This is a genomic window from Ruminococcus bovis, assembly GCF_005601135.1.
GTDB lineage: Bacteria > Bacillota > Clostridia > Oscillospirales > Acutalibacteraceae > Ruminococcoides > Ruminococcoides bovis.
In genome coordinates this window covers 954837-969735 of sequence record NZ_CP039381.1, presented here as the reverse complement: position 1 = coordinate 969735, position 14899 = coordinate 954837, and the positions used below count along the sequence as shown (strand labels likewise).

7 protein-coding genes are annotated in these 14899 nt (G+C 32.5%); 5 read left to right on the top strand and 2 right to left on the bottom strand.

Annotation, left to right across the window (positions count from 1 at the left end):
* The first annotated feature begins 848 nt into the window (after positions 1 to 848).
* Together E5Z56_RS04590 and E5Z56_RS04585 are read left to right on the top strand one after the other, a co-directional pair.
* On the top strand, positions 849 to 3752 hold the full coding sequence (locus tag E5Z56_RS04590) for an acyl-CoA dehydratase activase-related protein (RefSeq protein ID WP_138156737.1): 2904 nt from the start codon (positions 849 to 851) through the stop codon (positions 3750 to 3752).
* Between the two features lie 27 nt (positions 3753 to 3779).
* A complete protein-coding gene (locus tag E5Z56_RS04585; RefSeq protein WP_138156736.1) occupies positions 3780 to 5117 on the top strand; it encodes a 2-hydroxyacyl-CoA dehydratase in 1338 nt (445 codons plus the stop codon).
* Positions 5118 to 6013: 896 nt separating this feature from the next.
* On the opposite strand, the gene E5Z56_RS04580 is transcribed toward E5Z56_RS04585, so the two are convergent.
* Positions 6014 to 6472, bottom strand: a complete 459-nt coding sequence (locus tag E5Z56_RS04580; protein ID WP_138156735.1) for a GtrA family protein — start codon at positions 6470 to 6472, stop codon at positions 6014 to 6016.
* Positions 6472 to 7437, bottom strand: coding sequence for a glycosyltransferase family 2 protein (locus tag E5Z56_RS04575; protein ID WP_138156734.1), 966 nt, complete (start codon positions 7435 to 7437; stop codon positions 6472 to 6474). Before E5Z56_RS04575 ends, E5Z56_RS04580 begins: the two co-directional genes overlap by 1 nt.
* Before the next feature lie 162 nt (positions 7438 to 7599).
* On the opposite strand from E5Z56_RS04575, the gene E5Z56_RS04570 reads away from it, so the two are divergent.
* The 3 genes from E5Z56_RS04570 (at position 7600) to E5Z56_RS04560 (ending at position 14160) form a co-directional block, all read left to right on the top strand.
* Complete coding sequence (locus tag E5Z56_RS04570; protein ID WP_138156733.1) at positions 7600 to 9441, top strand: glucosyltransferase domain-containing protein; 1842 nt, start codon at positions 7600 to 7602, stop codon at positions 9439 to 9441.
* Positions 9442 to 9648: 207 nt separating this feature from the next.
* Positions 9649 to 10587 carry a DDE-type integrase/transposase/recombinase gene (locus E5Z56_RS04565; protein ID WP_175405349.1) on the top strand — a complete coding sequence of 313 codons (939 nt, stop codon included), beginning with the start codon at positions 9649 to 9651 and terminating at the stop codon, positions 10585 to 10587.
* A 204-nt stretch (positions 10588 to 10791) separates the two neighbouring features.
* Entirely contained in the window at positions 10792 to 14160 is a 3369-nt protein-coding gene (locus E5Z56_RS04560) for a YfhO family protein (protein WP_138156732.1), read from the top strand.
* The last annotated feature ends 739 nt before the right edge of the window (positions 14161 to 14899 follow it).

Sequence of the window (14899 nt, the reverse complement as noted above, 5' to 3'; positions counted from 1 at the left end):
ATGTACAAATTTGTAAGTTTGTACACAAAAAAGAAATTATACAGACCTTGTTGCCTCCCTCGCTGAGGGAGGTGTCACCGAATGGTGACGGAAGGAGTGGTTGGAATTGTAAATTCATTTACAATTCCATATTATCTGAAACTTTCCTTTATTTCTAACTATAAAATATAGAAAAATTTTGAGTTACAGTTGTAGGGTGCAACATTGTTGGACCGTTACAAACTATCCTAAATAAAGGTATTATGCCCTATGCTGATATTATAAATTTATTGTCTGCAAACAGGACAAAATCCCATAGGTATCACACTTTCATTACGGGCGAACGATGTTCGCCCCTACGACTGTAAGCCATAATATGATATAACAATCAGCATTATTTATGCCACAAAATATCGTTATATTATAAATTGTACAACCACATAGTTTACAGTTTATACAAGGACATAGTTTACATTTTTTATAATACAACATCCCCACAAACCCAAATTTATCTAACTAACCTTTACTTACAATCAAAATTAAAACCAAACATTTATGATGTTATTTAGAAAATAACAAGTATTTTCATATTCACTTCTTAAAATGTGGAAAACTATGCGAAAAAATTAATGAACATTTTTATTTTTGGTGTATATAAATAGTTAAATATAGGCTTGATATATTGCATTTTAAGAAAAAAATACACAAATTGTACCTTGAATAAAATACAACTTATTGATAGAATGTAGAATAGTGATAAATCGACTTATTATTCTATAATAGAATTAAAATGCTAAGAAAATATCATACAATGGTATAAGAAGTATAATGTGAAAATGGGTCTAAATGACTATATTTAAGGAGTAAATATGAGATTAGGTCTTGATATTGGCTCAACAACAATTAAGTGTGTTGTGCTAGATGATAATAACAAACTACTATATAGTACATATGAAAGACATTACAGCCAGATTACAACAAAAATCGGTGAAATTCTTACTAGGGTAAGAAAGGAAATTGATGGTGTTGAAAATGCACTAGTTGCAATGTCAGGTTCAGCAGGTATGGGTGTTGCTGAACAGTGTGATATTACTTTCGTTCAGGAAGTTTATGCAACAAGAGTTGCTACAAATACATTTATTCCGGGTACAGATGTTGTTATTGAACTTGGTGGTGAAGATGCCAAGATTCTGTTCCTATCCGGTGGTATGGAAGTTCGTATGAACGGTACTTGTGCCGGTGGTACAGGTGCATTTATTGACCAGATGGCTACTTTGCTAAATGTACCTCTTGAAGAAATGAATGACCTTGCTAAAGGTTATGAAAAAACATATACAATTGCATCTCGTTGTGGTGTTTTTGCTAAGACAGATATTCAGCCACTGCTTAACCAAGGTGCAAGAAAAGCTGATATTGCTCAGAGTATTTTCCATGCAGTTGTTAACCAAACTGTTGCAGGTCTTGCTCAAGGTAGAGAAATTGAGGGTAATGTTGTTTACCTAGGTGGTCCTCTTACATTTATGGAAGAACTTCGCAAGGCTTTTGATGAAGAACTTGGAACTAAGGGTACTTGTCCTGAAAATTCTCTATACTATGTTGCTTGTGGTGCAGCTTTATGTGCTGAAAGTACTATTAATTTTGATGAAATTATTGAGAAGGTTAGCCATTATACAGGTAGTGGCAACTTTGCCTTTAACCCTCCTCTATTTAAAAATGAAGAAGAATATGAACAGTTTAAGGCTCGTCATGCAAAAGCTACTGTAAAGGAAGTTCCTTTGGAAGATTATGACGGTGACTGCTATATTGGTATGGATGCCGGTTCTACAACTGTTAAGGCAGTTGTTATGGGTGAAAACGGTGAACTGCTATATTCAAAGTACCTTTCAAACAGTGGTAACCCTGTTCCTATTATTAAAGATTTCTTAAATGAATTATATGATAAAAAGCCTAACATAAAGATTAAGTCTTCAGCCGTAACAGGTTATGGTGAAGATATTATTAAGAATGCTTTTTGTGTTGATTACGGTATTGTTGAAACAGTTGCTCACTTTACTGCTGCAAAAAGTTTTATGCCTGATGTTGAATTTGTTATTGACATTGGTGGTCAGGATATTAAGTGTTTCAAGGTGCATAACGGTGCAATTGATAACATTTTCCTAAATGAAGCTTGTTCTTCAGGTTGTGGTTCATTCCTACAGACATTTGCAAATGCTCTTGGCTACTCAATTCAAGACTTTGCTCAGTTAGGTATCTTTGGTAAACATCCTGTTGACCTAGGTTCAAGATGTACTGTATTTATGAATTCATCTGTAAAACAGGCTCAGAAAGACGGTGCTACTATTGAAGATATTTCAAGTGGTCTTTCTCTTTCTGTTGTTAAGAATGCTCTTTATAAAGTTATCAGAGCATCAGGTCCGGATGAACTTGGCAAGAAAATTGTTGTTCAAGGTGGTACATTCCTAAATGATGCTGTACTTCGTGCATTTGAACAAGAAATGGGTGTTAATGTTGTAAGACCTACCATCTCAGGTCTTATGGGTGCTTATGGTGCTGCTATGTATGCACAGAGTAAGTCACAAGGTTCTACTGAAGGTAGCACACTTCTAAAGAAACCTGACTTAGAGAACTTTGTTCACGAAATTAAGGTTGTAAACTGTGGTATGTGTAACAACAACTGCCGACTAACAGTAAATACTTTTGCTGATGGCAGAAAGTTTATTGCAGGTAACAGATGTGAAAGACCTATCACTAAGAAATCACCTGATGAAAGTTTAAATATGTATGAGTACAAGCTAAAGGTACTTAGAGAATATAAACCTGTTAAGGGTAGCAGAGGCAAAATCGGTATCCCTATGGGTCTTAATATGTTTGAACTATTGCCATTCTGGCATAGATTCTTTACAGAGCTGGGCTTTGAAGTTATCAGAAGTCCATTCTCAACTCGTAAGCTATATCAAAAAGGTCAGCAGACTATCCCTAGTGATACTGTTTGTTTCCCTGCAAAGTTAATGCATGGCCATGTTAAGGCTCTTATTGATATGGGTGTTGATACAATCTTCTATCCTTGTATGTCATACAATATTGATGAACACCTAGGTGATAACCACTACAACTGTCCTGTTGTTGCTTATTATCCTGAAGTTATTTATAACAATATGAAAGAAGTTCACAATGTTACATTTATCAAAGATTACTTTGGTATTCATCGTCCAAAGGACTTCTATAAAAAGGCATATGAGGACCTTTCAAAGTACTTCCCTGACTTAACTCAAAAGGAAGTTAAGAATGCTGCAAAGTGTGCTTATGAAGAATATGACAACTACTTTGCAAAGATTCGTCAGCACGGTAATGAAATTATTGAAAAGGCTGAAAAAGAAGGCAAGGATATTATTGTTCTTTCCGGTCGTCCATATCACATTGACCCTGAAATTAACCATGGTATCAGCAAGATGATTGCTTCATTTGGTGTTGCTATTGTTTCAGAAGATTGTGTTTCTGACAGAGTAGAAAAGTTCAAGGTTGGTGTTCTAAACCAGTGGACTTACCATAGCCGTTTATATGCTGCTGCAAAGTATGTTAGCACAAGAAAAGATATGAACCTTGTACAGCTTGTATCATTTGGTTGTGGTGTTGACGCTATTACAACTGATGAAGTTAGAGATATTCTTGAAAAGAATGGCAAGATTTATACACAGATTAAGATTGACGAAATTACAAACCTTGGTGCAGTAAAAATCCGTATTCGTTCCTTACTTGCAGCCATCGGCAAATAATAATTTTGATATTGGGGGTTTTTGCTTATGGCAAAACTTGTTTATGATAAAGACGGTCGTCTAATGTATACTAAAGAAATGAATGACGAAGGTTACAAGATTCTTGTACCTATGATGATGCCTGTTCATTTTGGTATTCTAATGGATGCTTTCCGTCATGAAGGTTACAATGTTGAGCTACTTGATACTGATGGTCCGGAAATTGCTCAAACCGGTCTAAAGTATGTACATAACGACACTTGCTATCCTGCTATTTTGGTTATTGGTCAGTTGATTAATGCACTTGAAAGTGGCAAATATGACTTAAATAAAACTGCATTGATGATTACCCAAACAGGTGGTGGTTGTCGTGCATCTAACTACATTCACCTACTAAGAAAGGGTCTTAAAAAGGCAGGTTTGGAGCAGATTCCTGTTATTTCACTTAACCTTTCAGGTCTTGAGAAAAACCCGGGTTTTAAGATTTCTTTACCACTAATCAGACGAGTTATTGCCGGTCTTGTTTATGGTGATGTGCTTATGTCTGTTCGTAATCAGACTAAGCCTTATGAGGTTAATAAGGGTGAGGCTGATGCTTTAGTTCTAAAGTGGCAGAACAAACTTGCTAAGGACTTTAACGAAGGTAAGAACTATCGTTTCAAGGATATGTCTAGAATTCTTGATGAAATTTGTCTTGAATTTTCTCAGATTAAAAAGACTGATGAAAAGAAAATTCGTGTTGGTGTAGTTGGGGAAATTTATGTTAAATATGCCAGACTTGGTAACAATGATCTAGAGCAGTTCCTATATGACCAAGGTTGTGAAGTTTGTCTTCCCGGGGTTATGGGCTTTGCAGCATTTAAAATTGATAACCGTATTGAAGATATTAAACTTTATGGTGGTAGCAAAGCAAAGAAAAAAGTTTGTGAACTTATGCTTGATTATGTATCTAAAACTGAGGATATGATGATTGCATCTACTACAAAGTACGGTTTTCAGCCACCATCAAAATACGCTCATACAAAGAGCCTTATTGACGGTGTTATCGGTTTTGGTTCGAAGATGGGTGAAGGTTGGCTACTAACTGCCGAAATGCTTGAACTTGCTGAAACAGGCTTTGAAAACATTGTTTGTACTCAGCCATTCGGTTGTCTACCAAACCATATTAACGGTAAGGGTATGATTAGAAGAATTAAGGAAATCAACCCTAAGGCAAATATTGTTGCTATTGATTATGATCCGGGTGCTCCAAGAGTTAACCAAGAAAACAGAATTAAGCTAATGCTTGCAGTTGCAAGAGAAGAACTTGATAAGAGAGTTTCTGTTAAAGCCGATAGCAAGAAAAGTAAAAAAGTTGACAGAAGAAAGATTCTTCAAAATAAATAAGAATTTAAATGATTATTATTGTATCAATATTGTTTAATTAATATTATTGAATGAATAAAAATTAGCCGTTGCATTGCAACGGCTTTTTGTTTTTAATTGTGATTGTGGGTTAAGATAAATCAATCAGCTATAAGGAAAATTTACAAAAATATCATACCTTATACCATCGTTAAAGTATGTCTAACAGGTGTAGGGGACATCATTGATGTCCCGTTACAAACTAGCCTTTATATAGGTACTTTGCCTTATGTAGATATTATAAATTTATAGTCTGTAAATAGGACAAAAATCCCATAGGTATCACACTTTCATTACGGGCGAACGATGTTCGCCCCTACAGTGTAACTCATAATTCTTGTTATATTTAATAGTTAGAAATAAAGGAAAGTTTCAGATAATATGGAATTGTAAATGAATTTACAATTCCAACCACTCCTTCCGTCTTTGCATACGCAAAGCCACCTCCCTCAGCGAGGGAGGCAACAAGGTCTGTATAATTTCTTTTTTTGTGTACAAACTTACAAATTTGTACATATTGTGTTTGGCTTCCTCAGACGAGGAAGCTGTCATTCGTGAATTGCAAAGCAATTCACTTTTTATAGAATGACTGAAGGAAGGAAAAACTATAAATTAGATGTATTAATCGGTTGCTATCTAAATCAACCTTTATTACATAATCAGCCTCACAAACCCAAATTTACAAAATTAATTTATCGTAACGCAGAAACAAAATTGAAAAACCCTAATTTATGGAACTGATTAATTTTAATCCACAAAGAAATTATGAAAAATAAAAATACCTCTCTAAAAAGAGAGGTATTTATTGTAATTACTGACTTATTAAAGAATTATTTTATTATTTTTTTCTTCAATAATTTTATTTCTTTAATCATTAATTATTTTGTTTCTTCTTTTTCTTTAAAAGCGAAGAATCTTTGACCGATATAGTTAAATGCTACGAATAGGCACATACCAACTAACATTGCAATATTGCTTTGAATTGTTTTGCTTTGACCTGATAGAATCCATAGTGTAAATGGCTTTGCAAGACCATAAGCCAGGAAGTAGCAAACAGCAATATTTAGTGAGAATTTTAGAATTGGTTTAATGCCCTTTTCTTTGTTTTGGAAAGTAAAGTGCTTGTTTAGAATATAGCTGACAATACTACCGATTATGTAACCAAGTGCTGAACTTACCCAGTAACCACCACTGCTAAATACAGAATCAAGGTCTTTAATTGGTGTGAAGTTGTAGAAAATGAACATTAGTCCGTTACCAACTACTGTGTTAAGAATACCGACTAAAATAAATTTCCAAAACTTAATGTCAAAAAATTGTTTGATAAAGTCTTTCATTAATCATTTTTCTCCTTAGTTTCTTTTTCATCTTCATCAAAATTGGTGTGATGAATAATATAAATAGGTCTGTCCTTGGTTTCAATGAAAATTCTACCTAAATATTCACCAACAATACCAATAGAAAATTCCATAATACCACCCATAAATAGAGTTACCATTAATGTTGTGGCATAACCGGGAACATCAATACCAAAAATCAAGGTCTGAATTAAGGTAATAATAATATAGATAAAGGCAATGATAAAGATTACAATACCCATACCACTGATAAATCTAAGTGGTGCTACCGAAAAACTGGTAATGCCATCAAGAGCATATTTAAACAGTTTCCAAAAACTCCATGTGGTTTGTCCAAGTTCTCTGTCTACAGTTTTAAATGGTAGCCATTTGGTATTGAAACCTACCCAACTGAAAAGACCTTTGCTGAAACGCTGAGCCTCAGAAAGTTCAAGAATAGAATCAACCATTTGTCTTGTCATAATACGGTAGTCAACTGCACCATAAGGCATTTTTGTTTCGGAAAGTGCATTTTGAATACGAAAAAACAGCTTTGAGAATGTTTCTCTAAACTTGCTTTCACCTTCCCTAGCAGTTCTTCTTAATGCACAACAGTCATAACCGTTTTCTGTTACTTCCTTAATCATTTCAGGGAACATCTGTGGTGGATGTTGTAAGTCGGCATCCATAACAATAACATAGTCACCACTAGTGTGCTGAAAACCTGCATACATAGCAGCCTCTTTGCCAAAATTTCTTGAGAATGAAATGTATTTAATGTTGTCAAATTGATTAGCAAGTTCTTTCATAATAAGGTAAGTCTTGTCCTTGCTACCGTCATTGACAAGTATATATCTAAATTTATGTTCAGGAATACCCTCTATAACTGAGTTGGTAACTTCAACAAAATGTCTAAGACCTGCTTCTTCGTTATAACAAGGTACTACAATGTCAATTAAACTCATAATAAGCCTCCTAATCTATTTTACATTATATCAAATAGAAATTGAAAAGTCTATTAATATTAAATATATTAACAAAAATATATAAATTATATTTGATTGACTTGTAATATATAAAATGATAAAATATAAAAGTACTTTAATGGGGTATTTTGGGGGTATAATATGAAAATTTTTAGTAATTTAAGTAGAGGAAAAATATATTTCTTATTTTCTGCTATACCAGTATTAGTAATGACAAGTATTATTAGAGGATATAGAGTATTATTGTTTTCGGGAATATTATTTTTAGGATGTGTTCTCTTATTTATGATTGATAAGAATATAAAAATCAATATAAATAAAAGTTATTTTGATGATAAATATTCGTTTGTTTTGTCTTTGTTTCTCGCTACTTGTGTATTTTTAGACTTCTTTTTTGAGTATAGCAAAACTATACCAAGTATAGTAAAAAAATTATCTTATATTGATCCTAAGATAACCATTTCTATTATAGGGATAATTGGTATTGGTATTGGTTTTTTTGCAATATTTGTTTTATCGAAACAAATAAAAAAGATTTTTATTTATCTAACGGAAAACTTGAAAATATATAAAAAACACTATTTTATTATTTTTAGCATTTGTATGATAGGCTCTTTGTCACTAATAAGAGCTAATTTTAATTATATAGATGATGCGGGAAGGGTAATACATGGATATACACTTTCTGGTGATTTTAGTAGATATATGTCCGATTTTTTATCTAAGATATTACATATGAATTCTTGGCTGGCAGATATTTCTCCATTACCGCAGATATTAGCTTTGGCTATTATGTCTTTAGCAGGAATTATAGCTATTTCTGTAATAACTGATAATAAAAAAACTAGTTTGCTATCTGTTGTTGCAATTATACCGATGATTATAAATCCATATTTCATAAGATGTTTAGCTTATAAATATGATGCACCGTATATGGCGTTATCTGTATTATTATCTATAGTACCATTATTGTTTAGACAGTGCAATAAATTAAAGTATGGAATTTTTGTTTTTATAAGTACAATCTTAGTGTGTATTACATATCAATCATCACTAGGTATTTTTCCGATCTTTGTTATTGCAACAGCTTTTCTTAATTTTATTGATAAAAGAAATGATAATATTATAATATATATTTTAACATCCGCATTTTCATATATATTAGGGTTAGTTGTGTTTAAAGTCTTTTTGATGCAACCTATAACACAAACAGATGCATACATAAATCCACAGGTTTCTTTAAATAAAATATTTATTAATATGAATAAATATTTTAATTTGATGAATGAAGATTTAAATTTTATATGGTTGTTGTTTATTTACATAATAGCTTTTTATTTTATTATTTATATAGTGTTAAAAACAAAGCAAAATAAATTAATAACATTATTAACTCTATTTATTTTTATACCTGTAATATTTAGTGTATCTTTTGGCCCATATATTATCTTTGATGAATTACCAACTGATCCTCGATATATGTATTGCATAGGAGTTCTAATAACAATTATAGGATTACCTATTTGTGTAGAAAAAAAGTATTACTTATGTAAAGTAGTAGAGATTATGATTAGTTTTTCTTTTGTTGTCTATTTTTTGATTTTTGGAAATGCTTTATCATCACAAAAAGAATATGCAGATTTTAGAAATAATCAAATCGTTGAAGCTATAAATGATAGTGATATTTTAAAAGATAAAAAAACGGTACAAATAAATGTTAAGGGTACAATTGGCTTTAGTGAATCAGTTGAAAATATGATTGAAGAATATCCGATTTTGAAGAAAACTATACCAGTTATGCTTAGTGATTCCAGTAAATGGGGTTGGGGTGATCAAAAATTAAGACAATATTATAAAATGAATTTAATAGAAGCAGGTAAACAAATTGATAATAATCAAAAATTAATCATTATAAAAGATACCTATTTTTATAAAATAAAAAGTAATAGTGATAGAGATTATCTATTAATTGAGTTAAAATAATGATAATTAAATAGATTATTTACTCGGTTCTTAAAATTGTTTCAGGATATATTCACAAAAAAATAATAAAACTGTATTCACAAAAAAATAATAAAACTGTATGTGCTAAAATGATATGACCCAATAAAAAAGAGGAGTAACTTCAAAATATGGTATAATGGAATCGCTAAAAAACATTAACCTAAGAAAGAAGTACTCCTCATGAATATGATAACACAAGAAGCAAAGAAAAAGCAAGCGGTAGTAAAATACGCAATAAGAAAAGGAAAAAGCAAAGCAAGTAGAATGTACGGTGTAAGTCTTTCAAGCGTAAAGAGATGGTGTAAACAATATGACGGTACCTGGCAATCGCTATTGCCTAAATCACACAGACCACATAGTCATCCTAACAGGCACACAAAAAGAGAAGAAAGACAAATTAGAAATTCTTTCAAAAAGTGCTATGAAAGATATGGATGGGATGGAGTATACAGTGATTTAAAGAGAAAAGGATATACAAGAAGCTACTCAGGAATGATATATGCAGCTAAAAGAATGGGCTTAGTAAAATATAAAAAGACCAAGAAAAAGAGCCGTAAGCATAGAAGATATCCGGAACTGTTAATACCTGGAGAAAAGGTGCAGATAGATGTAAAAGAAGTGCCATATAATTGCTTAAGAGGTAAGGCTTTAAGGGACGGAAAGCATTTTTATCAATGGACTGCAATAGATGAATGTACAAGGATGAGATTTGTATATGGGTTTGAAGAACATACACCTGAAAACTCAACCAAATTCTTGAAAATGTTATTGAAAGAATTTCCGTTTAAAATACAGACTATTCAAACAGATAACGGAATAGAGTTCACATATAAATATCAGAGCAGTGAAGTGAAAAGTCCTTTTGAAATAGAATTAAACAAACTAGGTATAAATCATAAATTAATACCACCACGAACACCTTGGCACAACGGAAAGGTAGAAAGAAGTCATAGAAACGACCAAAGATATTTCTATGAATGGGAAACATTCAGAAATATTGAAGAATTAAACACAAAATTAAAAGGACATTTGGAATGGAGTAATAACAAAACAATGAGAACACTTGATTACAAGAGTCCAATGCAGTTATTGAGTGAAAAGTTAGAATTGAAATCCATTCATTAATTAATATTCATAATCAAAAGTCAGTAAAACAAGCGAAATATTAAATCGTATTTTATTTTTACCCTAAAATGGGTCATATCTATTTACAACACAGACTGTATTCACAAAAAAATAATAAAACATACTTTACCTTGTAGCAAATAGATGGTACAATAAAATAGTATAGGTAAAAAAGAACTACTTCATAAATATGGAGGAAAAAGTATGTCTAAAAAAACAAAACAACTGATTGATACATCAAGAATGTACACTCAGGCAAAAAAAGGACTGGGAAGATTTTTCAGCAACAACTCATTCGTAATTCTTGCCTTTGTCCTACCTTTCTTAATTATGTTGCTTAACTTTGCAATCAAGAGATTTGCACCATTTGGTGACCAACAAATCCTTGTTGTTGACCTTTGGCATCAGTATTATCCTTTCCTTGTAGATTTTCAGGATAAGATAATCTCAGGTCAAAGTTTGTTACATTCATGGACTAACGGTATGGGTGGCAACTATCTTACCCTACTTTCCTATTATGTAGCAAGCCCTATTAACTTCTTAACTGCATTTGTACCGGCAAGTTTCCTAAGAGAATTCTTGATGCTTTCCGTATGTGTAGAGGTTGGTTGTGCAGGTGGCTTTACTGCTATCTTCCTAAAGAAAACTTTCCACAAAAACGGCTTACCACTTGTATTTTTCTCAGTTGGTTACGGTTGTTGTGCATTCTTTATGGGCTACTATTGGAATGTTATTTGGCTAAACACAGTAGCTATGCTACCACTTGTAGCACTTGGTATGGTGATGCTATGGAGAGAAAACAAGTTCTGTCTATATACAATCTCCCTTGCTTTATCAGTTATTGCTAACTACTATGTAGGTTTATTTGCTTGTATCTTTACATTCCTATGCTTTATCGGTTATAGCATTATGTACTGGAATGGCTGGAAAGAATTTTTCAGCAGACTTGCAAGAACTGCAATTTTCTCTGTTATTGCTTTGATGATTACCTCGTTTATTTCATTACCGGCATTTAACGGATTACAACTTACATACAGTACAAATAACAGTTGGCCTGATACAATCAGAACATATTATAATTGGTCTGAAATAATGTCACAGTCACTTGACTTTATTACACCGTCAACTAAGGAAAACCTACCTAACATTGCTTGTGGTATGGCAGCATTGTTCTTTGGTATTATGTTCTTAAGCGCAAGAAAAGTTACTTGGAGAGCAAAGGCTTTTTCAATCGGTTTACTTGCATTCCTTGTAGCAAGTTTCAATGTAAATGTACTTGACTATGTATGGCATGGTATGCATTTTACAAATATGATTCCTCATAGATTTGCTTACCTGTTTAGCTTTGTACTTGTTGTTATGGCATATAGAGCATATACACTTATTGAAAAGGCCAGAATTTGGGATGTGCTACTTGGATTCTTGGGAAGTTTACTTCTTTGTGTGATTTCTTCAACAATCCAAACAGGTACAGTAGTATGGGGTTCATTCCTACTAATCTGTATTCTAACAGTAGCAACAGGTCTGTATATCTTCAAGATTTATCCAAGAGTTGTACTTGATTTAGTTGTATTTACTTTGGTACTTGTAGAAATGTTTATTGCCGGATACAAGGGTATTGAAGCAGTTAGCTCAACAAGTACTGCTAACTATCCTGAAGGTGAAGCAGTAACTGCTGATGTTATCAGAGCAATGAACAACTTAGAAACAAACACAGTTGATATGTGGAGAGCTGAAATGACCAAGACTCAGACACTTAATGATGCAAGTCTTAACGGCTATAACGGTATTTCACAGTTCTCATCAATGAGTAATGTTTCTGTTACAAAGTTCCTTGAAGAATTTGGTTGCCAAGGTTGGCAAAGTGGTAATAGATATACTTATAGAGAAAGTACTCCTGTAACAAACCTTTTCTTAAATGTTAAGTATTTAATCTCAAGAGATGGTACATATTCAGCTACTGACTATATGTCACCGGCTTATACAAATAATAACGAAGTATTACTTAAAAATAATTACTACCTACCAATGGGTTTTGTAGGCAATAAAAATGCTACTAAATACACTCTGGAAACCAGAGACCCTGATGACTTTAGTGAACTAAATGCAATTCAGAAGCAAAATGAATTCTTTAGAGATATTACCGGTATCAACAAAGATGTATTTAGTGAAATAAAGATGACTAATGTTACATCAACTGCAAATGTTACATCATATCAGGTTAACAAGTATTATGAAGACTCAATGATGGGTTATGACTATTCATTCAATACTAATGGTGCAAGTTCTGCTTCTAATATGGAATTTACTTATGATATTAATGAAGCCGGTAGTTACTATGTATATGGTGTTTACTACGGTACTTCACTGGAAACTCAAGCAATTAATATTAAGAAGAATGGTTCTTCCATTAAGCAGGATGGGGATATTAGCCGACCATATATTCTTAATGCAGGTAACTTTGCTAAGGGTGACAAGTTAAGTGTTAGTCTTGATAACTTGCCAAATACTGCAACAGGTAACTTTGCTTTACATGTTGCAAAGATTAACGATGATGTATTTAAAGAAGGCTATAATAAGTTAGCACAAAATACTTTAAAGGCTACTAAGTGTACTGATACTCAGCTTAACGGTGTGTTAGAAAGCAACACAGATGGTCTATTCTATACTTCTATTGTATATGAAGATGGTTGGACTGTTAAGGTTGACGGTGAAAAAGTAGATACTAAGAAAGTCGGTGGTGCTTTACTTGCATTTGATATTACTGCCGGTAAACACAAGATTGAAATTAGCTACCTACCATCAGGTTACTTAGTAGGTACACTTGCAAGTATTCTTGGTATAATCTTACTACTGGGATTTGCATTCCTATACAGAAGTAAGCTAAAGAATACATTTATCTTTAAGTACAAGACTCATCCTAATGCAAATCCTGACAGATTTGATGATGAAGATGATGAAAATTTTACTGAAGAAAAATCAGATGAAGATACAGAAAAAGAAGAAAACTATGTTAAGAAAGAACCATCAATAGGTACAAGACTTTTCTTTTCCATAATATTTTCTGTAGTATATTTTGTTGTATGGCTAGGTAGCATTATTAAGAAAATGCAAATCCTTTGCAAAGAGGACTCTAACTATGCAGTGGATATTATTCTTTCATTTATAGTGCCATTTTACTTTGTTTATGTTATGTTTAAGTATGGTAAGAAGAAAGAAGAAATTGCCTCAACAAAGTCTCTAAAAGTTACAAGTGCATTTAACCATTTATGCCTTGAATTAGGTGCAAGTTGTGGCTTGATGGTTTCTATCTTTACCTTCTTAACCAGTCTTGTTAAGAACTACACAACATATAACAGTCAGGTACAGCAGAATAAGGATATTGTAGCCGGTGGTGGTCAGGCCTCACCTATTACAGTTTCTCTGTTCCCAACAGGTGTTGCACTAACAATTATGATTTTCTGTATTGGTCTTTGGTTTGTACTTAGATTTGTAAATATGTATCTGTTTGAAAAGGATATTCAGCAAATCGGTAAACAAGTATTTTCTCTAAAGTCTAAGAAAAAGAGATAATTTGTTTCCGGGACTATTGTTATCAGTTTAAAATTATTTTTTAAATAAAAATTATGAAAGCTAATGCGTGAGTAATTACGCATTAGCTTTTTCTTTTACCTAAAATAATATTATTTTATAAATTTGGGTTTGTGAGGCTGATTATGTAATAAAGGTTGATTTAGATAGCAACCGATTAATACATCTAATTTATAGTTTTTCCCTCCTTCAGTCATTCTTTAAAAGGTGAATTGCTTTGCAATTCACGAATGACAGCTTCCTCGTCTGAGGAAGCCAAGTGTAATATGTACAAATTTGTAAGTTTGTACACAAAAAAGAAATTGTACAGACCTAGTTGCCTCCCTCGCTGAGGGAGGTGTCACCGAATGGTGACGGAAGGAGTGATTGATATTTTAAACTTGTTTAAAATATCATTATATATGAAACTTTCCTCTATTTCTAACTATAAAATATAAGAAAAATTATGAGTTACACGGTAGGGGCGAACATTGTTCGCCCGTCAAAAAGTGTGATACCTATGGGATTATTGTCCTGTTTACAGGCTATAAATTTATAATATCTACATAGGGCAAAGTACCTATATAAAGGCTAGTTTGTAACGGGACATCAATGATGTCCCCTACACCTGTTAGCCACACTTTAACGATGGTATAAGGTATGATATTTTTGTAAATTTTTCTCTAAACAAAATAAGTGTTAAAAAGATAAATACACCTTAACCCACAACTAAAATTATAAA

What these genes read in the sequence shown, in the direction of transcription:
- E5Z56_RS04570 (WP_138156733.1), top strand. Translation starts at nt 7,600, where the DNA reads ATGAAAATTTTTAGTAATTTAAGTAGAGGAAAAATATATTTCTTATTT.
- E5Z56_RS04575 (WP_138156734.1), bottom strand. Translation starts at nt 7,437, where the DNA reads ATGAGTTTAATTGACATTGTAGTACCTTGTTATAACGAAGAAGCAGGT.
- E5Z56_RS04560 (WP_138156732.1), top strand. Translation starts at nt 10,792, where the DNA reads ATGTCTAAAAAAACAAAACAACTGATTGATACATCAAGAATGTACACT.
- E5Z56_RS04580 (WP_138156735.1), bottom strand. Translation starts at nt 6,472, where the DNA reads ATGAAAGACTTTATCAAACAATTTTTTGACATTAAGTTTTGGAAATTT.
- E5Z56_RS04565 (WP_175405349.1), top strand. Translation starts at nt 9,649, where the DNA reads ATGATAACACAAGAAGCAAAGAAAAAGCAAGCGGTAGTAAAATACGCA.
- E5Z56_RS04590 (WP_138156737.1), top strand. Translation starts at nt 849, where the DNA reads ATGAGATTAGGTCTTGATATTGGCTCAACAACAATTAAGTGTGTTGTG.
- E5Z56_RS04585 (WP_138156736.1), top strand. Translation starts at nt 3,780, where the DNA reads ATGGCAAAACTTGTTTATGATAAAGACGGTCGTCTAATGTATACTAAA.